This is a genomic window from Streptomyces sp. 8L (assembly GCF_020176795.1).
Taxonomy (GTDB): Bacteria; Actinomycetota; Actinomycetes; order Streptomycetales; family Streptomycetaceae; genus Streptomyces.
The window spans coordinates 1-19,425 of sequence record NZ_JAIUKE010000010.1; the positions used below are offsets into that span (position 1 = coordinate 1).

14 protein-coding genes, 1 pseudogene and 1 riboswitch are annotated in these 19,425 nt (G+C 73.1%); of the genes and pseudogenes, 7 read left to right on the forward strand and 8 right to left on the reverse strand.

The window, feature by feature from the left end; all coding sequences use genetic code 11:
• Window positions 1-134: 134 nt before the first annotated feature.
• On the reverse strand, window positions 135-2,459 hold the full coding sequence (metE, locus tag LCE31_RS01260; protein ID WP_225012038.1) for a 5-methyltetrahydropteroyltriglutamate--homocysteine S-methyltransferase: 2,325 nt from the start codon (window positions 2,457-2,459) through the stop codon (window positions 135-137).
• Between the two features lie 163 nt (window positions 2,460-2,622).
• Window positions 2,623-2,844: riboswitch (cobalamin riboswitch) on the reverse strand.
• A 98-nt stretch (window positions 2,845-2,942) separates the two neighbouring features.
• Window positions 2,943-3,869, reverse strand: coding sequence for an AraC family transcriptional regulator (locus LCE31_RS01265; RefSeq protein ID WP_225012039.1), 927 nt, complete (start codon window positions 3,867-3,869; stop codon window positions 2,943-2,945).
• A 188-nt stretch (window positions 3,870-4,057) separates the two neighbouring features.
• Here LCE31_RS01265 and LCE31_RS01270 point away from each other — a divergent pair, with 188 nt between their 5' ends.
• Entirely contained in the window at window positions 4,058-4,990 is a 933-nt protein-coding gene (locus tag LCE31_RS01270; RefSeq protein WP_225012040.1) for an MBL fold metallo-hydrolase, read from the forward strand.
• A 115-nt stretch (window positions 4,991-5,105) separates the two neighbouring features.
• Here LCE31_RS01270 and LCE31_RS01275 read toward each other — a convergent pair whose 3' ends face one another.
• Complete coding sequence (locus LCE31_RS01275; protein ID WP_225012050.1) at window positions 5,106-5,909, reverse strand: SDR family NAD(P)-dependent oxidoreductase; 804 nt, start codon at window positions 5,907-5,909, stop codon at window positions 5,106-5,108.
• A gap of 131 nt (window positions 5,910-6,040) precedes the next feature.
• Here LCE31_RS01275 and LCE31_RS40240 point away from each other — a divergent pair.
• Together LCE31_RS40240 and LCE31_RS40245 are read left to right on the forward strand one after the other, a co-directional pair.
• Window positions 6,041-6,451, forward strand: a pseudogene (locus LCE31_RS40240) (LysR family transcriptional regulator); the annotation flags it as partial.
• Between the two features lie 188 nt (window positions 6,452-6,639).
• The gene (locus LCE31_RS40245) at window positions 6,640-6,978 is read left to right on the forward strand and encodes a hypothetical protein (RefSeq protein ID WP_263631273.1); all 339 of its coding nucleotides are present in this window, start codon (window positions 6,640-6,642) and stop codon (window positions 6,976-6,978) included.
• A 77-nt stretch (window positions 6,979-7,055) separates the two neighbouring features.
• Here the strand turns inward: LCE31_RS40245 and LCE31_RS01285 are convergent, their stop codons facing one another.
• Complete coding sequence (locus LCE31_RS01285; protein ID WP_225012041.1) at window positions 7,056-7,832, reverse strand: hypothetical protein; 777 nt, start codon at window positions 7,830-7,832, stop codon at window positions 7,056-7,058.
• Complete coding sequence (locus LCE31_RS01290; protein ID WP_225012042.1) at window positions 7,829-8,737, reverse strand: hypothetical protein; 909 nt, start codon at window positions 8,735-8,737, stop codon at window positions 7,829-7,831. The genes LCE31_RS01285 and LCE31_RS01290 overlap by 4 nt, the downstream gene beginning before the upstream one ends.
• A 165-nt stretch (window positions 8,738-8,902) precedes the next feature.
• Between LCE31_RS01290 and LCE31_RS01295 the strand changes: the two genes are divergently transcribed.
• Window positions 8,903-9,859, forward strand: coding sequence for a GlxA family transcriptional regulator (locus tag LCE31_RS01295; protein ID WP_225012043.1), 957 nt, complete (start codon window positions 8,903-8,905; stop codon window positions 9,857-9,859).
• A gap of 103 nt (window positions 9,860-9,962) precedes the next feature.
• Window positions 9,963-10,961, forward strand: coding sequence for a type I glyceraldehyde-3-phosphate dehydrogenase (gene gap, locus LCE31_RS01300; protein WP_225012044.1), 999 nt, complete (start codon window positions 9,963-9,965; stop codon window positions 10,959-10,961).
• 117 nt (window positions 10,962-11,078) lie between these two features.
• On the opposite strand, the gene LCE31_RS01305 is transcribed toward gap, so the two are convergent.
• Complete coding sequence (locus LCE31_RS01305; RefSeq protein ID WP_225012045.1) at window positions 11,079-12,182, reverse strand: NAD(P)/FAD-dependent oxidoreductase; 1,104 nt, start codon at window positions 12,180-12,182, stop codon at window positions 11,079-11,081.
• A 261-nt stretch (window positions 12,183-12,443) separates the two neighbouring features.
• Between LCE31_RS01305 and LCE31_RS40730 the strand changes: the two genes are divergently transcribed.
• Window positions 12,444-13,109: a TetR/AcrR family transcriptional regulator gene (locus LCE31_RS40730; protein WP_225012046.1), complete on the forward strand. Its 666-nt coding sequence runs from the start codon at window positions 12,444-12,446 to the stop codon at window positions 13,107-13,109.
• A 206-nt stretch (window positions 13,110-13,315) separates the two neighbouring features.
• Here LCE31_RS40730 and LCE31_RS01315 read toward each other — a convergent pair whose 3' ends face one another.
• Both LCE31_RS01315 and LCE31_RS01320 read right to left on the reverse strand, forming a co-directional pair.
• A complete protein-coding gene (locus tag LCE31_RS01315; RefSeq protein WP_225012047.1) occupies window positions 13,316-14,647 on the reverse strand; it encodes an NtaA/DmoA family FMN-dependent monooxygenase in 1,332 nt (443 codons plus the stop codon).
• A gap of 211 nt (window positions 14,648-14,858) precedes the next feature.
• The gene (locus LCE31_RS01320) at window positions 14,859-15,659 is read right to left on the reverse strand and encodes an aminotransferase class IV (RefSeq protein ID WP_308042164.1); all 801 of its coding nucleotides are present in this window, start codon (window positions 15,657-15,659) and stop codon (window positions 14,859-14,861) included.
• A gap of 405 nt (window positions 15,660-16,064) precedes the next feature.
• Between LCE31_RS01320 and LCE31_RS01325 the strand changes: the two genes are divergently transcribed.
• Window positions 16,065-19,277: a TIM-barrel domain-containing protein gene (locus LCE31_RS01325; protein WP_225012049.1), complete on the forward strand. Its 3,213-nt coding sequence runs from the start codon at window positions 16,065-16,067 to the stop codon at window positions 19,275-19,277.
• The last annotated feature ends 148 nt before the right edge of the window (window positions 19,278-19,425 follow it).

Consider the following 19,425-nt stretch of genomic DNA (forward strand, 5'->3'; position numbering starts at 1 on the left):
CCCCGGCCCCCGGGGGGCCCGCGGCCCCCCCCCCCCCCGGGCCCCGGGGGGGCCGCGCCCCCCCCCGCCCCCGCGGGCCCCCCCCCCCCCCCCCCCCCCCCCCCCCCCCCCCCCCCCCCCCGCGACCGGACGGGTCAGGAGCCTTCGGCCGCCAGTTCGGCGCGGATCTCCCGGGCGGCGGCGACAAGGTTCTCCAGCGAGGCCCGGGTCTCCGGCCAGCCGCGGGTCTTCAGGCCGCAGTCGGGGTTGACCCAGAGCCGCTCGGCCGGAATGGCCTCAAGCCCCGTACGCAGGAGGGCCGCCGTCTCCTCCGCGCTCGGGACCCGCGGGGAGTGGATGTCGTACACGCCGGGACCCGCCTCGCGGGGGTAGCCGTGCGCCGCGAGTTCGCCCGCCACCTGCATGTGCGAGCGGGCGGCCTCCAGGCTGATGACGTCCGCGTCGAGGTCGTCGATGGCCTGGACGATGTCGCCGAACTCCGCGTAGCACATGTGGGTGTGGATCTGGGTGTCCGGGCGTACGCCGCCGGTCGTCAGGCGGAAGGACTCGGTGGCCCAGTCCAGATAGGCGGGGCGGTCGGCGGCACGCAGCGGCAGCGTCTCCCGCAGGGCGGGTTCGTCGACCTGGATGACGGAGGTCCCCGCGCTCTCCAGGTCGTCCACCTCGTCGCGCAGGGCCAGCGCGACCTGGCGCGCGGTGTCGCCGAGCGGCTGGTCGTCGCGGACGAAGGACCAGGCCAGCATGGTGACGGGGCCGGTCAGCATGCCCTTGACGGGCCGCTCGGTGAGCGACTGCGCGTACGTGGTCCACCGCACCGTCATCGGCTCGGGGCGGGAGATGTCGCCGGCCAGCACGGGCGGGCGCACATAGCGGGTGCCGTAGGACTGCACCCAGCCGTGCTGGGTGGCGAGGTAGCCGGTGAGCTGCTCGGCGAAGTACTGCACCATGTCGTTGCGTTCGGGCTCGCCGTGGACCAGGACGTCGAGCCCGGCCTTCTCCTGGAAGGAGAGGACCTCGCGGATCTCGTCCTTGATCCGCTCCTCGTACCCGGCGGCGTCGATCCTCCGGGCGCGCAAGTCGGCCCGCGCGGTGCGCAGTTCGGCGGTCTGCGGGAAGGAGCCGATGGTCGTCGTCGGCAGCGGCGGCAGCGCGAGGTGGGCGCGCTGGGCGGCTGTCCGCCGCGCGTACGGTTGCGAGCGGCGTCCGTCGGCGTCGGTGACGGCCGCGGTACGGGCGCGCACCGCGGGATCGCGGGTCAGCGCGGAACCGGCCCGGGAGGCGAGGTCGGCGCGGTTCGCCGCGAGCTCGGCCGTGATGGCCCCGGTGCCCTCGGCGAGGCCGCGCGCCAGGACGGAGATCTCCCGGGTCTTCTGCCGGGCGAAGGCGAGCCAGCGGGCGACCCGCTGGTCGATCTCACGCTCGGCGGTCGCGTCCAGCGGCACGTGCAGGAGCGAGCAGGAGGCGGCGACGTCCACCCGGTCGGCCAGGCCGAGGAGCGTGCCGAGGGTGGCGAGGGACTTCTCGTAGTCGTTGATCCAGATGTTGCGCCCGTTGACGACCCCCGCGACCAGCCGCTTGCCGGGCAGGCCGCCCACGGCGGCGAGGTCGTCGAGGTTGGCGCCGCCCGTCTCGGTGAAGTCGACGGCGAGGCCCTCCACGGGCGACTTCGCGAGGACGGGCAGCGCCTCGCCCAGCCGGCCGAAGTAGGAGGCGATCAGCAGTTTCGGCCGGTCGGCCGCCGCTCCCAGGTCGCGGTAGGCGCGGGCCACGGTGTTCAGCTCGGCCGGGGTGCGGTCCTGGACCAGCGCGGGCTCGTCGAGCTGTACCCATGCGGCGCCGGCCGCCCGCAGGTCCGCGAGCACCTCCGCGTACACCGGGAGGAGCCGGTCCAGCAGGGTCAGCGGGTTGAAGCCGGCGGCCACGCCCGGGGCGGGCTTCGCCAGCAGCAGATAGGTGACGGGACCGACCAGGACCGGGCGCGCGGTGTGTCCGAGCGCGAGCGCTTCCTTCAGCTCGGCGACCTGCTTGCCGGAATCCGCGGTGAAGACGGTGTCGGGGCCGAGCTCCGGCACCAGGTAGTGGTAGTTCGTGTCGAACCACTTGGTCATTTCCAGCGGCGCGACGTCCTGGGTGCCGCGCGCCATCGCGAAGTAGCCGTCCAGGGCGTCGGCGCGGACCGCCGCGCGGTGCCGTTCGGGGACGGCACCGACCATGACGCTGGTGTCCAGGACGTGGTCGTAGTACGAGAAGTCACCGGTCGGCACCTCGTGGATGCCGGCCTCGGCCAGCTCCTGCCAGTTCGAACGGCGCAGGCCCGCGGCGGTCTCCCGGAGGGTGCCGGCGTCGACGCGGCCCTTCCAGTAGCCCTCGATGGCCTTCTTCAGTTCACGGTTGTGCCCCTGTCGGGGGTAGCCGTACACGGTGGCCCGTGCTGCCGCGGCTGCGGGCTTGGTTGTCACGGAGACTCTCCTTCGCGAGATGTGTCCTCGAGATCCCGGGGACGGGACCGTGGACGCGAAGGGACGGTCTACCGGGCGGTCCGCGACGCGCTGAGGCCGCGTCTTCCGCTCGATATGCGCGCCGACCCGCCCACGAGGTCACCGGGATCTCCGCACGCGATCGGTCGCGTGCGGGCGGCGGGCAGGTCTTCGGACTCGCGGGCCCGCCTCGTACGTACTGTCACGAGACACCTACTGGCCGTCGCTTCCCAGACCCTGCGGGCCCAGTGCTGATGACGGCGGTCGTTCCCACTCACCGCTGCGGGGCAGTCCCGGATTCCCACCGGGTTCCCTCTTACGACGCCCTGCCTGGCGGACAGGGCAAACCAGTCGCACCACCACTGTAGAGGGAGAGACCGGCCGCGCACACACCCGGCCGCAGGGCGGAACGAAAACGCCCGGACCCTCGCGGGGCGGACTCGGTGGGCACCGGGACCCGGCGGGTCAGGGGCGCCCCGACGCCCGGCGGAACCGGGTGGGCGGCCGGCCGAACTCCCTGGTGAAGGCGTGCGAGAACGCGAAGGGGGAGCCGTACCCCACCCGGGCCGCGACCTCGCTGAGCGGGGCGTCCGACGTGCTCAGCAGGCGGGCCGCGATCACCATGCGCCACCAGGCGAGATACGCCATGGGGGACTGTCCCGCGAGCGCGGCGAAGCGCCGCGACAGCGTGGCGCGCGAGACCCCGGCGAGGCGGCTGAGCCCTTCGAGCGTCCAGGGGAAGGCCGGATCGCCGTGCAGGGCGTCCAGGACGGCGGTGCAGACCGGGTCGGTCAGAGCGCGTCGCCAGCCGGTGCCGGGCGCGCTCGCGGGGCGCTCGTCGAGCCAGGCGCGCAGCAGATAGACGAACACGGCGTCCAGCAGGCCCGTCACCAGGGACTGCCCGCCGGTCCTCGGAGTCGCGAGCTCCCGGGCCAGGAGGTCCACCGCCGCGCGCAGACCGTCGTGCCGCCCCATGCCCGCGGTCACCCGGAGAACGTCGGGCAGCTCCCGCAGGAGCGGATGGGCGCGGGACCCGTCGCTCAGGTACTTGCCGCACAGCACCGAGGTCGTCGTGTCGGAGGGGGCCGGTGCCCGCCCCTCGGGGGCACCGCTCCACACGTCGAACGACAGGACCTGCCCCGGCGAGGGCGGCTCGGCGTCGCCGAAGGCCAGCGCGTGGGCTCGGCCTCGGGGAACGAGCACCACGTCCCCGGCCCCGAGCGCCAGCGGCTCACCGCTCTCCGGCAGCAGCCAGCAGCGGCCGTCGAGCACGATGTGGAAGCCGGTGCCCTCGTACGGCTCGAACCGCCACCCTCCACGGCCCACCCGCGCCCGGCTCAGCGAGGGCGTGCCGGTACGCATCGTGGCGATCGCATCGCTGAGCACGTCCATATCGGGATTCTATGTCCGGATCAGGATTCTATGTCTGGCACCTGTTTGAGCATATGAAGCATGAAAGTGCGCGAGCAAAGCATTCATCGACGCAGAGGTGCTCCGTAGCCTTGGTGCCAGAACCGCAGACAGCGTGTCCTTCCCGCGGTACGAGGGCACGAGCCCCCCGCACCACGGAAGGCCCCCGCATGAGCGCCGACAGCATCACCCTCGGGGAGGTGGAGATCACCAGGGTCGTGGAGCTGCACGGCCCGGTCTCCACCGCCCGCTCCATCGTTCCCGGCGTCGATCCGGCCCTGTGGCAGGAGAACCGGTCCTGGCTCGCGCCCGACTTCTGGCGCCCCGAGGACGATGCCTACCTGGCCGCCGTCCAGACCTGGGTACTGCGCAGCCAGGGACGGACCATCCTGGTCGACACGGGCGTCGGCAACGACCGCGACCGGCCCCAGATCCCGCAGTTCGCGCACCTGCGGACCACGTTCCTCGACCGGCTCGCCGAGGCGGGCGTGCGCCCCGAGGATGTCGACGTGGTCGTCAACACCCATGTCCACTACGACCACGTCGGCTGGAACACCCGCCTCCAGGACGGAGCCTGGGTACCGACGTTCCCCAACGCCGCCTATCTGATCCCGCGAGCGGACAACCTCTACTTCGACCCCCAGGGGCCGGGCCGGGGCCGTCCGCCCCGGGACGAGAACGAACGGCGCCGCTGGCAGGGCAGCGAGCTGGTCTTCAACGACAGCGTCGCGCCCGTCCACCGGGCCGGCCAGGCGGTCCTGTGGGAGGACACGTACCGCGTCGACCGCGATCTCGTCCTGCGTGCCGCGCCTGGGCACACCCCGGGGTCCTCGGTGCTCCACCTCGCGTCGGGAACCGACCGCGCCGTCTTCGTCGGCGACATCGTGCACAGTCCGGTGCAGATTCTGCGGCCCGACTGCAACAGCTGCTTCTGCGACGACCCCGCCCGGGCGGCCGCCACCAGGCGCCGCGTCCTCGGCCAGGCCGCCGACACCAACGCCCTCGTCGTCCCCGCCCACTTCCCCGGTCACGGGGCGGCCGAAGTCCGGCGAGCGGGCGGAGACTTCGCCCTCAGCGGCTGGGCGCCCCTCCCGCGCACCTGACAGGGCCCGCCCGGCGCCGGAGGGGCGATGGCCCCTCCCCGCGGCTCCGGCCCTGGCCCGTTCCCGCCGCCGCCTGTCCGTTCCACGGCCGGTCCGGGGAAGCGCGCCCGGCCGCTCAGCCGAACGCGGCGACAGAGACCGTCTGCCACTCGCGCCAGGTGCGCAGGCGCTCCTCGTAGAGCTCCGCGATGTCGGGAAACGACCTGCCGAGCAGGACCCGCAGGGGCGGCCGGGGCGCGTCCACGACCTTCAGGATCGCCTCGCGGGTCGCGCGCGGGTCCCCGACCACGAACTCCGGCCGCGTGGCCTCGTGGACCTCGGCGTACCCGGGATGGGGCGCGCTGTGACGGGCGCCCCGCTCCAGCCAGTCCGTCGCGTAGGGGCCGGGCTCGACATTGGTGACGTGGACGCCGAAGGCGGCGACCTCTTGCGCCAACGACTCCGACAGCCCTTCCAGAGCCCACTTGGAGGCGTGGTAGGCGCCGATCCCCGGGAAGGCCCGCACCCCGCCCTCGCTCGTGACCTGGAGGATATGGCCCCCGCGCTGGGCCCGCATCACCGGCAGGACGGCCTGGGTGACCCATACGGCACCGAAGAAGTTCGTCTCCATCTGGGCCCTGAGCTCGTCCTCCGTCACTTCCTCCGCCATGCCGAAGTGGCCGTACCCGGCGTTGTTGACCGCGATGTCCAGGCGGCCGAAGCGGTCGCGGGCGCGGGCCACCGCGTCGCGCACGGCCTCCCGGTCGGTGACGTCCAGCGCGATCGGCAGGACCGCGTCCCCGTAGCGGTCGGCCAGCTCCGCCAGCCGGTCCACGTCCCTGGCCGTCGCGGCCACCCGGTCGCCACGCTCCAGCGCCGCGTGCGCCCACTCGCGGCCGAAGCCGCGCGATGTTCCCGTAATGAACCACGTCTTGCCCATGGCCGAGGCCTCCTGTGCCTGTCCGCTGCTGTCCGACTCCTCCACCGTGCCGCCCGGCGACCCATTCCACCAGCGATGATCACGCACAGGAGACATGTCGTCTCCGCATGGCTCGTTGATAGGCTGGCCGCATGGGCGACTTCACGCTGACCGGCCTGCGCGTGGTCGCCGCCGTGGCGGAGACGGGGTCGTTCACGGCGGCGGCGGACGTGCTCGGATACACGCAGTCGGCCGTGTCCCGCCAGGTCGCGGCCATGGAGGCGGCGGCGGGCGCGGCACTGTTCGTGCGGGGCGCCCGCGGGGTGAGCCCCTCTCCCGCCGGCCGGCTGCTCGCCCGGCGCGCCGCGACCGTGCTGACGGAGGTCGAGGCGGCCGGGCGGGACATCGGCGGGCTGCGGGACGACCTCAGCGGGCGGGTGACCGTGGCCGCGTTCCCCGCCGCGGCGGCCGTGCTCGTACCCCGGGCGATCGCGCGGCTGCGCGGAGAGCACCCGGGCGTCGTCGTCGACCTCGTGGAGGGGTCCTCGCCCACGCAGCTGCGCCAGCTCAGGGCGCACCGGATCGATGTCGCCGTGATCGGCGTGGGCGCGGACCTGCCCGCCTACGACATGGCGGGGCTGCGCCGCGTACGGCTGGCGCGGGGGGGGGGGGGGGGGGGGGCGGGGGGGGGGGCGCCGGGGCGCCCCCCCCCCACCGGTTCGCCGGCCGGGACAGTGTCGGCGTCGCCGAGCTGGCGGGGGAGTGGTGGATCGCGGGCAAGGGCCTGCGCGGCGATCCTCAGTTCGGCGCGTGGCCCACGCTGGACAGCCCGCGCATCGCCCACGCCGCCCGCGAATGGCCCACCCGTCTCGGTCTGGTCGCCGCGGGACTCGGGATCACCGTGCTGCCGTCCCTTGCGGCCGCTTCCGTGCCGGCCGGTGTACGCACCGTCGCGGTGGACGATCCCTCGTGGCTCGGCAGGTCCGCCGTGGCCGTCACCGCCCCCGCGCCGTCCGTCGCGGCGGCCGCGGCCGGCGAGGCGCTGCGCCGGGAGGCCGCGGCCCTCGGGCGGGAGGACGGCGGCGAGTAGGGCGGTACGGACCCCGCCCGGGGACGCCGACCGCGTCCGCGACGCTCTCCGCGGCGGCGTTCCGCGAACGCCGACCGCTACGTCAGCAGTCCTACGAGCCTCTCGCGTACGCCGTCCTTGCCCTCCGCGCGGACCTGGACCAGCCGCTCCCTGTCGTCCGGGTCGCGGGAGAGTGCGTGCAGCCGTCCGTCGTGGCGGGCGAGGACCAGGTCGGTGCTCTCGCCGGCGATCTCGGCGGACCCCTGGGCGGTGTAGTGCGTGACGGTCACGAGGGCGGACCGCTCCGCGGCGCCCAGCAGCGCATCGATGTCCTTCGCCGGATCGGGGTCCGCAGCCGGGCCCCGGGGCAGCCAGTCGGTGAGCGCGTCGAGGCCCTCGTCGAGCTTGTACAGGCCGAGCTGGTGGACGCCGAGCGCGTCGATGCGGACCATCATGCAGATGTGCTCGGGCTGGGGGAGCAGCAAGATTCGCCACGGCTCGCCGGGGACCGTGCCCGTCGTGCGGGCGTCGAGGACGCTGCGGGCCCGCTGCTGGAACGCCACCGCGATGCCGAGGTCGCCCCGTACCTTGACCTGCTCCGCCGTGGAACCCGCCACGAGGAGCTGACGCGCCGTCAAGGAACGTACGGCCTCGGCGAGTACGTCGTCCGACGGCCTGGCCTCCAGGAAGTCCACGATGGCGTCCACGGCGGTGAGTTCGGCGATGGTGTAGGCACCGAGCAGCACAGGCCCGGTGTTCACCAGGTTCACCACGGCCGAGACCAGCCCCTCCGGCACCGCAGCCTCGCCGGAGCCGGGCGAGTCCGGAGACGGCGGCGGGACCTCGTCCCGGCCGTCGCTCCGGTCGCCGCTCACGCCGGGCCTCCCGCCAGCAGCGTTCCCAGCGAGGGCGGCTCGGCGTGCTCGCTGAGAACCGCGGCGGCGCTGCGCGACGGCGTCTCGGTGACCCACACCTCGGAGCTGCCGAACAGGCCCCGCCCGGCCCTGCCGTACAGGGTCTGGCCGAGCTCACCCGTCAGATCCGCCCGGTCCGGGGGCGGGAAGCGGACCGCCAGGTCGTGGGAGACGGCGGTGACGTCGTCGTCCTTCTCGATCCGGCGCAGCGCCCGGGTCAGCGATCGCGCGACCGGCGGGGTCAGGGACGTGGGCAGGGCCAGGTTCGGCGACAGGTACATCGGGCGGCGCTCCGTCATCCGGGACAGGCCCCAGGGGCCGACGTTGCTGCGGGTGACCCGGTACACCACGTAGTCCATGAGGTGCCGGAAATCGCTCAGGCTCGGCAGCTTGCTCCCGCCGAAGGCGGCCGGGGTCTTCTCCAGCTGCACCCAGGTGCCCTGTCGCGTGCGCCCGTGCAGCTTCTCGCGCACCACATGGCCGCGCATGCCGATATCGGGATAGCGCTTCTTGTCGATGTCGCGGTGGTGGCTGGACACGCGCGGATGGCTGACCCTGGCGAACCGCCAGTCCTCGTACAGCCCCGGATCGTCCACCAGCACATGGCCGCCGCACAGCACGTCGTGCAGTTGCGGAACCTGCAGCCCGTTGTGCTCCAGATCGGCGATGATGACCGCTTCCTCGGCGCTGAGGCGCTCGGCCGCCTGCATCAGACCCTTGCGGTAGGCGCCGGCCCGGGCCGTGATCTCGATCATGAGCCGGACCCTGGTGCGCATCGCGTCGGCGCGGTCGCGCACGGCGTCGGAGGGCGCCTCACCTGGCCGTCCGGCGTGCGTCACCGACGCGAAGGGGTGCTTTCGGTCCACCTGGCCAGTACAGCACGGGAGGTACCCGAGCGCTTCTCGCGCCGACGGCGGCCGGAGCGCGCGCCCTCCGCCACCGGAGTGTGCGCCCCGGTGGCAGAGCGGTGCCTGGGCATGGGCACGGCCGCGCCCGCGCACCGCCCGTGCCCGCGTGTAGCGTGATCCCCCGTGTCGCACTCCCGCCTGCACCGCGTCGCCGTCCTCGTGCTGGAGGGTGCGAAGCCGCTCGACGTCGGGATTCCCGCACAGGTCTTCACGACCCGGGCGAGCATGCCGTACGAGGTACGGGTGTGCGGCGCCGCACCCGGTCTCGTGGCGGGCGGCGACGGCCTGTCGTACCACGTCGCCCACGGCCTCGACGCCCTCGCGTGGGCCGACGTCGTCTTCATCCCCGGATACCGCTTCCCCGACCGCGACGACCCGCCGGAGGCGGTCGTCGACGCACTGGTCGCCGCCCACGAAGGCGGCGCGCGGCTCGCCGCCATCTCCACGGGCGCCTTCGCGCTCGCGGCCACGGGGCTGCTCAACGGCAAGCGCGCCACGACACACTGGCACTACACGCGGGCGCTCGCGGCGAGGCATCCGCTGGTCCGGGTCGACGAGAACGTCCTGTTCGTCGACGAGGGCGACGTGCTCACCTCCGCGGGCGCCGCCTCCGGCATCGACCTGTGCCTGCACATCCTGCGCCGCGACCTCGGGGTGGCCGCGTCGAACCATGCCGCCCGGCGCCTGGTCGCCGCCCCGTACCGCAGCGGCGGCCAGGCGCAGTACGTGCCGCGCAGCGTGCCCGAGCCGCTGGGCGAACGCTTCGCCGGCACGCGGGAGTGGGCGCTCCGCCGGCTGGGTGAACCGCTCACCCTTGAGGTGCTCGCCCGGCAGGCGGCGGTGGCGCCGCGCACCTTCTCGCGGCGCTTCGTCGAGGACACCGGCTACACACCGATGCAGTGGGTGATGCGCGCACGCGTCGACGTCGCCCGCGAGCTGCTGGAGCGCTCAGAGCTGAGCGTCGAGCAGATCTCCGCACGCGTCGGCCTCGGCACCGGCGCGAATCTGCGGCTGCACTTCCAGCGCATCCTCGGCACCACACCGAGCGAGTACCGGCGCACCTTCGGCCGCGGCGAGTAGCCCGTCACCGCGTGGCGTGATCCTTTTGAACCCTGGCGCTCACGCCGCTGTCACCCGGGAACGCCGCGCGCGAACCTGGTCGTGAACCGAAGGGACACCACTCATGACTCGCATCGCCATCAACGGATTCGGCCGCATCGGACGCAATGTGCTGCGCGCGCTCCTGGAACGCGACAGCGGCCTGGAGGTCGTCGCCGTCAACGACCTCACGGAGCCCGCCGCCCTCGCGCGCCTCCTCGCCTACGACTCCACGGCGGGCAGGCTCGGCCGCCCGGTGACCGTCGAAGGCGACACACTCGTCGTCGGCAACCAGCGCGTCAAGGTGCTCGCCGAGCGCGATCCGGCGCGGCTGCCGTGGTCCGAGCTCGGCGTCGGCCTCGTACTGGAGTCGACGGGCCGCTTCACCTCCGCCACCGCGGCCCGCGCACACCTCGAAGCGGGCGCGCGGAAGGTGCTCGTCAGCGCGCCCTCGGACGGCGCCGACGTCACGATCGCGTACGGCGTCAACACCGAGGCGTACGACCCGGCGGCGCACACCATCGTCTCGAACGCCTCCTGCACGACCAACGCGCTCGCACCGCTGGCCGCGGTGCTCGACCAGCTCGCCGGCATCGAGCACGGTTTCATGACGACGGTGCACGCGTACACGCAGGAGCAGAACCTGCAGGACGGTCCGCACCGCGACCCCCGCCGCGCCCGCGCCGCCGCCGTCAACATCGTGCCGACCACGACGGGCGCCGCCAAGGCGATCGGCCGTGTGCTGCCCAACCTGGACGGCAGGCTGTCGGGCGACTCGATCCGGGTGCCGGTTCCGGTCGGCTCGATCGTCGAACTCAACACCACCGTCGAGCGCGACGTCACGCGCGACGACGTGCTGGCGGCGTACCGCGCCGCCGCGGACGGGCCGCTCACCGGCGTCCTCGAGTACTCGGACGACGCGCTCGTATCCTCGGACATCACGGGCAACCCGGCATCGGCGATCTTCGATTCGGCCCTCACCCGCGTCGACGGCCGCCATGTCAAGGTGGTCGCCTGGTACGACAACGAGTGGGGCTTCTCGAACCGTGTGATCGACACGCTTGAACTCCTCGCCCGCGACTGACCGGACGGCGGGCCGGCACCGCTGCACCGGCGTCGTCGGACGGCGGCCCGGTACCGCGGCATCAGCGTCCGCCCCCCTGTAGCGGGAGTGCGTCACCCCCTCACCGGGCCGGCCGGTTCAGCCGCCCCGAGGGGGCACACCGAAGAGTCCTGCGTAGCGGCCCACGAGGAGGTCTCCGCTCTTGTACCGGGCGGTGGCCGCGGCGTCGAGCACGACCGGCCCCTCGGGGCCCGGCACTTGGGAGGCGCCGCCCGCCGCGCCCAGGGGGACGAGGACCGCGGGCGGTCCCGGGCGATAGACCGTCCCGGGTTTACTGCCCGCGGCCAGCGCACGGATGTTGGCGGCCACCACCACGGCGTGCTCGGACGCCGCCTTGGAGCGCTTGGGTTCGGGTACGGCGGTGATGTCGCCGATCGCGAAGACCCGCCGCGCGCCCGCCACCCGGAGGAAGTCGTCCACCTCCACGAAGCCGTTCGCCCCGCGAGCCCGCGCCAGTTCACCCGACAGGTACCCGCTGGCGGGCACCACACCGTGGCACCGGAACCAGATGTCGGCCTCGATCCGCCGCCCGTCCGCCGTGCTCACGGCGAACGGCCGCCGTATGCCGGGCTCAGCCGGGGGCGGAGCGGTCAGGGCACTTCCGAGGACGAGGGTGACTCCGCGCGCGGCGAGCTGCTCACGCAGCGCGGCGCGGAGCGCGGGCAGGTACTGCCCGCCGAGGATGTCGTCGTTGACATCGACCACGGCGACCTTCTTGCCCGGCCACCGGTCGGTGATCTCACCGGCGAGTTCGAGCCCCACCGGACCCGCCCCCACCAGCAGGACCGAGCGGGACGCGGCCAGTTGCCCGCGCGTCACCGCTTGGCGCGCAATGGCCGCAGCCGTGTCGTCCACGTCCGGTTTGGCCGGGTAGGGGTAGGACGAACCGCTCGCCAGCACGACGTAGTCCGCCTCGACGCGCTCCCCGCCGCTCGTCGTGACGCCGTGCGCGTCGACCGACACGACCCGGTCGCGCACATGGCGCCCGCGCGTCAGCAGGCCGGCGAAGTCGAAGTACATCCGGTCCGCCCACTGCTCGTCGACGAGACCGCGCAGCGCCGCCACGGCGTGCACGAAGCTGTCCTTGGGATCGATCAGGACGACATCGAGGTCCGCGTCGAGCTCCTTGGCGAGCGCGGCTCCGCCGTAGCCGCCGCCCACGATCACGACCGTACTGCCCATGGTTTCCGCTCCTGGGGTCAACTGTTCCTGCGCTGAAGGCCTTTCGGCGGGACGCCGGGGGCCGGACTGCCGGGACGTCGCCGCCGCCTGGCAGCCGGGGCCCGCGCCGCGAACGCTGCGTAAGGTGCCGATGGCGGTGGTGCCGGTGCGCATGCCGGCATCCCCTGCCGGTCGTGCGGGCGCGGTCGAACCGGTAGAAGTAAAGTACAACGTGCATGGCAATGTGGGCAACGGTCGCCATGGAGCGAGAGGGAGGACCCCGTGAGTACGTCACCGAGCGGCGCGGCCAGCGAGGGTGCCAGGACCGGCAGGGCCGGGAAGCGCCGTGCGATCACGCGCGGCGCCCGGACCGTCTTCGGCAGGGAGGGCTACGCCCGCACCAGCATCGAGGCGATCGCCGCGGAGGCGGGAGTCTCCACCCGCACCATCTACAACCACTTCGAGGGCAAGGAAGCGCTGTTCTCCGACGTCGTGCACGAGAGCGCGGGACAGGTCGCCGACGCGTTCGCGGAGCGGGCGCGCGAAGCGGTCAAGGGCGCGGACCCGAGGGGGGATCTGATCGCCCTCGGGCTCGCGCACGTCGGTCAACGCACCCATTTCCCCGAGCACTTCGCGATGGTCCGGCAGATCAAGGCGGAGGCGGGGCACTTCCCGCCCGCCGTCATCGACACCTGGCAGCAGGCGGGGCCGAGGCGCGTGCAGCGTGAGGTCGCGGACCGGCTGGCCGCGATGGCCGCGGCCGGACACCTGCGGATCGGCGACCCGTCGACCGCGGCGCTGCACTTCGTCGCCCTGGTCTCCTCGGAGATCACCCTCCGCCCGTACGGCAGCGCGTCGCCCGCCCCGAAGGAGGTCGCCGCTTCGGTGGCCCGCGGCGTGGACGCCTTCCTGCACGGCTACGGGGCGGAGGGCGGTTCCGCCGGGTGAGGAACCATCGCGGGTCCGTCCGCCACCCGACCGGCGAGGCACCGCCCCGGCGCGCGCCACCCGCCCGGTGTGCGCCATCCACTCGGCGTGCGCCGTTCACCCGGTCCGTCGGGCGGGCGTTGTGCCGCTCAGCGGCCCGGGCCGCTGAGCCGGGCCGGCCGGACAGAGCAGTCCGGGGCCGACGATGAACGCTCCTGGCCCGCTGCTCAGGCGCGCTCCGCCGGGAAGGCGGCCGGGGCGGGTCCGATCCCCAGGTTCCCCCGCAACGTGGACTCCGTGTACTGCCTGCGGTGCACCCCGCGGGCCTGGAGGATCGGGACCACATGGTCGACGAAGGCCTCCAGCGCGCCGGGGACGGTGTCCGGCTGAAGGGTGAAGCCGTCGCTTGCCCCGGCGTCCACCCACCGCACGATCAGGTCGGCCAGTTGCTCGGGGGTGCCGGTGAACTCAAGCCCGCCGGGCAGGCCGGGCATCTCGCGGGCCACCTGCTCGAACGGCAGACCGCTGCCGAGCGCCCGCTCCACGATGACCCGGGCGAAGCTCGAACTCCCGGCCGTCGCGGCGGCCCGCTCGCTCAATGGCTCGGACGGGTCGACCAGCGACTGGTCGATACCGGCGTTGAAGGCCAGATTGCGCCAGCGCAGCTCGGGGGCGACGCTGTCCTCCAGCTCGCGGCGGCGCGCCGTCGCCTCCGCCTGCGTACCGCCGAGCACGAAGGACAGGCCCGGCAGGACCAGCAGGCTTCCGCTCGAACGTCCGTAGCGGGCCGCCGCCGCGTGCAGACGCTTCCGGAAGTCCTGGCCCGCCTCAAGGGTGGGCTGCGGGGTGAACACCAGGTCGGCGACGCGTGCGGCCAGGTCGATCCCGGCCGGGGACGAGCCGGCCTGGGCGAGCACCGGCCGCTCCTGCGGCGAGCGCGGCACCGGCAGCGCCCCCGCGACGGCGTAGTGAGCCCCGTGATGTTCGGCCGGATGGATGCGCGTGACGTCGGCCCACGTACCACTGGCCCGGTCGCCGACGAGCGCGCCGGGCTCCCAGCCGTCCCAGAGCTTCCAGGCCACCTCCACGAACTCCGTCGCCCGTGCGTAGCGGTCGTCGTGCTCGGGATGCTCCTCGTGGCCGAAGTTCTTCGCCACCGCGTCCTGAACGGTCGTCACGATGTTCCAGCCGGCCCGGCCGTGCGAGAGGTGGTCGACGGTCAGCAGCCGTCGCGCCAGCTCGTAGGGGCTGTTGTAGGTGGTGGACGCCGTGGCGATGAGCCCGATGTGCCGGGTGGTCATGCTCAGGGCCGCCAGTACGCTGACCGGGTCGTAGCGGATCTGGGGGAAGTGGGCCGCGCGGAAGACCGGCAGGAACGGGGCGTCGGCGAGGAACACCGAGTCGAGCAGCCCCCGTTCCGCCACGGCCGCCGACGCTACGAGCGCGTGCACCGAAGCCGCCGCGAGAGGGTCGCCCCCGTCCTGCACCCGCCACGCGCCCTCGTGGTAACCGCTCAAGGTCAGGAAGGCGTTCAGGTGCGCCTGACGGTGCTCGGCCACGAGCTCTGTCCTCTCGTCGGTGACCGTATCGCCGGTGATCGTACGGTCGCCTTCGCGTAACGGGCCGTGAGCGGCTTCTATTTCGCCGGTCCTGGTGGGACCGCCGCCACGGCGCCGCTGCGTGGACGGCTCCGGGGCTCCGGCCCGATCGTGCCGGGCGCTCCCTGGCCCCGGGCCGGGCAGCCTGTTCCCCGGCCCCGCCTGCCCGCGGTCAGTCGGACACCGCTCCGACGGAGTCCCAGGGGACCTCGGCCCAGGCCGTGTTCAACGCGGCGGCCAACTCCCCGTCGTCGCCGGTGAAAGCGGTGTCGTCGATGCTCGCGAGCGGTTGCGCCGGGCAGTGCGAGTACGTGGCGGCGGCGGCCCTCAGGGAAGGAAGGGCATCAGCGGTCAGGCGACGCGTCGACCACGGCACCCCGATCTTGTCCAGCGCGCTTCGCAGCAGCAGCATGGTGATGCCGGGCAGCACCTCGGCCTCGGGCCACAGAACCCGTTCCCCGTCCCAGAACGCGACGTTCCAGATGGACCCCTCGCGGACGTACCCGTCCCTGCCGAGGAACAGGACGTCGTCGAATCCCGCCCGCTGGGCCAGCAGCCGGTGGTGGATGAGCCCCAGCGTCGCCAGGTGTTTGAGGTGCGGCAACTCCCGTTCGTACGTGACGGTGCGCACACGCAGGGCCGGTTTCGGCACATCGGACACGGGATCGGAGACCGCCACCATGACATCGGCCGAGGCCGGTGCCCCCGCCCGGGAGACGACGCTCACCCGGACCGACGCGTCGCGCACGTCGCGAAGGGCGTGGCCTATCAGCGCCCGGACCCGGGCGCCGTCGCTCTCGACGGCGCCGAAGAGCTCGCGCGAGGCCGTCTCCAGCCGCCTCAGATGGAGTTCGAGGCCCCGGACCGCCCCGCCCCTGACCTGCATCGAGGTGAAGTGACCGTGGTTCCTGGTCGCGACCCGGTGTATCTCCTCGGCGCTGGCGTCGAGCCCGTTGATCTCTATGTGCGGCACGTCCGCCATAGTGGCACGTCCCTTCTGGTGCTGTGCCCCGGCGGTCCGTCCCCGAGCCCGTGCCGGCGGACGGTATCCGTGCCGCGCGCCGACCCGCCGCGCAGGCCCCGGACGCGCTTCTCGCCTCCTGCGGCGGACAGCGACTCAACGCCCGCGGCCTGTTGACGTGATGAAGTGACGTGGCCATGGTAAGTACGCCCCACATTCTCGCGGGACGGCGTACGGGGGAGGGCCAGGATGGCGAGGACAGCGCGCCGGCCCGGCGCGCCGGCCCGCGCCACCGGGTACCGCCACCGGCGGCGCCCGCGCCCCCCGCCCCCACGTCTCGGAGCGGCCGGCCGGCCCACAGGACGAGTCGGCGACGACCGCGGCCGCTCCGGCAGGCACAGAGGAGAGCAGGGTTCTATGGCTCACGCAGTACGAAGAAAATGGCGCCGGCTCGTCGCGGCGGCCGTCTCCGCGGGCGTGCTGGTGGCCCTGGGGGCCGCCGGCCCCTCGCGGGCGGCCTCCGGCCACGGCGCCGGTCCCCACGCGGTGGTCACCTCCGGCGACGCCCGCTTCGAGGTGCTGTCACCGACCCTTGTCCGCACCGAGTACGCCGGGGACAAGAAGTTCGTCGACGCCGCCACCTTCAACGCCATCGGCCGGGACGCGTTCGCCCCTGCCCACTACACCACTTCGACCCACGACGGCCGGCTGACCATTCGGACCAGTGCGCTGACCCTCACGTACAAGGTGGGTTCCGGGAAGTTCAGCGGTGACAACCTCACCGTGACCCAGAACGCCGGCCGGCAGGCGGTCACCGCGGCCCCCTGGCCGACTGCCCCCGTCTGCGCCGTCGGTACGCGCTGCGAGGCCGAGGACCAGACCCTGGACGGCGTCGCCACCGCCATGGACCACACCGGTTACACCGGCACCGGGTTCGCCGCCGGCTTCACCGCCGTGGGCAACTCCCTGAGCCTGTCCGTCACCGTGCCGCAGGACGGCGCGTACACGGTCGCCGCCCGCTACGCGAACAGCACCGGCGGCGACGGTGTGAACGGCGACCGCACGCTCAGCGTCTCCGCGGACGGCGGAACGGGTAAGACCCTCACCCTGCCGAAGACGGCGGACTGGAACACCTGGGCCGTCGCCTCCACCACGCTCGACCTGACGGCGGGCACGCACACCGTCACCTTCGCCCGCACATCGGGCAACTCCGGCAATGTCAATCTTGACAACGTTGCCATCCTGACCCCAGGCTCCCCCTATCCCGACCCCGTCGCCGCCACGGCCACCGACTGCCCCTTCGGCACGGTCTGCGAGGCGGAGTCGGGGCGGCTCGACGGCGGCGCCACCCTGGCTGCCGACCACAGCGGCTACTCGGCCCACGGCTTCGTGGCCGGTCTCGAATCGACGGCCGCCCGCGACACACTGCATGTGGTGAAGGTCCCCAGGACCGGTTCCTACACCTTGCAGTTGCGCTACTCCAGCGGGGACGCGAGCGCCGCCGACCGCTCCGTCTCGGTCACGGCGGGGACGTCGTCCACGACGGCCGCCCTGCCCGCCACCAGCGACTGGGACTCGTGGCGGACGGCCACCGTTCCGGTCCACCTCACGGCAGGTGCGAACGACATCGGCGTCGGGTGCCCGGAGGCCGACGGCTGCCGGATCAATCTGGACACGGCGGCGGTGACCGCGCGGAACGCGCCGGTTCTCTCCGCCCACGCCCCGCTGGGGGGCTACCGCCGCAGCCTCGACGGTGTGAACGGTGAGGCCCCGACGACACCCGGACTGCTCTACCAGGACGGCTGGATGCTCCTGGACGACACCTCCTCCGCCCTCTTCGACAACAGCACACAGAAGGTCACCGCACGGCCCGGCCACGGCGGCGGCGCGTACCAGGACGGATACGTGTTCGGCTACGGGCACGACTACCAGCAGGGCCTGTCCGACCTCGCCACCCTCACCGGACCGTCCACCCTGCTGCCCCGCTGGGCTTACGGCGTCTGGTACTCCGAGTACTACGACCACAGCGCCGCCGACATCGAGAAGACCATCGTGCCGAAGTTCCGTGCCGACGGGGTCCCCCTGGACGTGCTGGTGACCGACACGGACTTCAAGTCGCCCGGCACCTGGAACGGCTGGGAGATGGACCCCGCCAAGTTCCCCGACCCGAAGGGGTTCTTCGACTGGTCCGCGCGACAGGGACTGCACAACTCGCTCAACATCCACCCGAGCATCGCGGGCGACGACCCGCAGTTCGCCCAGGCGCAGGCCACCGCCAAGGGCGCGCTGACCGACAGCGGCAACAACACCTACACCTTCGACTGGGGCGACCCCGACCAGCTCAAGGCCTACTTCGACCTGCACAGCACGATGGAGCGGCAGGGCGCGGACGTGTGGTGGCTCGACTGGTGCTGCGACTCCTCCACATCGACACTGAAGGGCGTCACGCCCGACGCGTGGATCAACCAGCAGTACGTCAACGACCAGTCCGGCAAAGGGCAGCGCGCCTTCGCCTTCTCCCGCGCCTTCGGCGCCCTGCCGCAGGGCAACTACAACCCCACCGGTCTGCCCACAGGGCCCTGGGCCGACAAGCGGACCACCGCGCACTTCACCGGTGACAGCACGTCGAGTTGGGCCACACTCCAGTACGAAGTGGGGTACACGCCGGGCGAGTCGGCGTCGACCGGCCTGTCCAACGTGACCCATGACATCGGCGGCTTCAACAACGACGGCACGCAGGCGAAGGGCGCGGAGCCCGGCAGCACCAGACTGCCCGACGACCTGTACGCACGCTGGGTCCAGTTCGGCACGTTCCAGCCCGTCGACCGTCTCCACGGAAACCACAGCGACCGCCTGCCCTGGCAGTACGGCCCCGCCGCGGACACGTCCGCGGAGAAGTTCCTGAACCTGCGCGAGGACCTCGTCCCCTACACCTACTCCCTCTCACAGCAGGCCCGGCGCACCGGTGTTCCGGTGGTGCGGCCCACGTATCTGCAGTACCCGGAGAGCCAGGAGGCCTACGCGGTCGCAGGCAGCGAGTACTTCTACGGCCCTGACGTCCTGGTCGCCCCCGTCACGACTCCGGGCACGTCCGCGACCACCTCGGTCTGGTTCCCGCCGGGCAGCACCTGGACCGACTACTTCACCGGACGGACCTACCGGGGCGGCACGACCCACCGGATCACCACTGATCTGAACTCCATGCCCGTCTTCGTCAAGTCCGGCGGCATCATGACCACGCGAACGGACAACGTGGCCAATGATGTTCAGCACCCGCTCGACAAGGCGACGGTCACGGTGGCCCAGGGCGCGTCCGGCTCGACCTCTCTCTACGAGGACAACGGCACGACCACCGACGCGCGGCAGAGTGCGACCACCGCCATCACCTACTCCGCGACCGGGCCGGACTCCACACTACGGATCGGCCCCGAGGCGGGCTCCTTCAAGGGCCGGCGGACCAGCCGCTCGTGGACCGTCACCTTCATGAACGCCCACGCGCCGAGGTCCGTCACCGTCAACGGCAAGCCCCTCCCGTCCAGCAGTTGGAGCTGGAACGCCGACCGCGCCACCCTGACGGTCACCGCCCCCGGCCAGTCCGTCCACCGCCCCCTGGAGGTCCGCTACCACTGATCACACTCCGCTCCCTCCGGCTGAGGTGAAAGGGAGAGAGCCTGCGGCATGTTCGTGGCGGGGGGGGGGGGGGGGGGGGGGGGGGGGGGGGGGGGGGGGGGGGGCCGCCCCCGCGGCCGGGGGCCCGCCCGCCCCCCCCCGGCCGCGG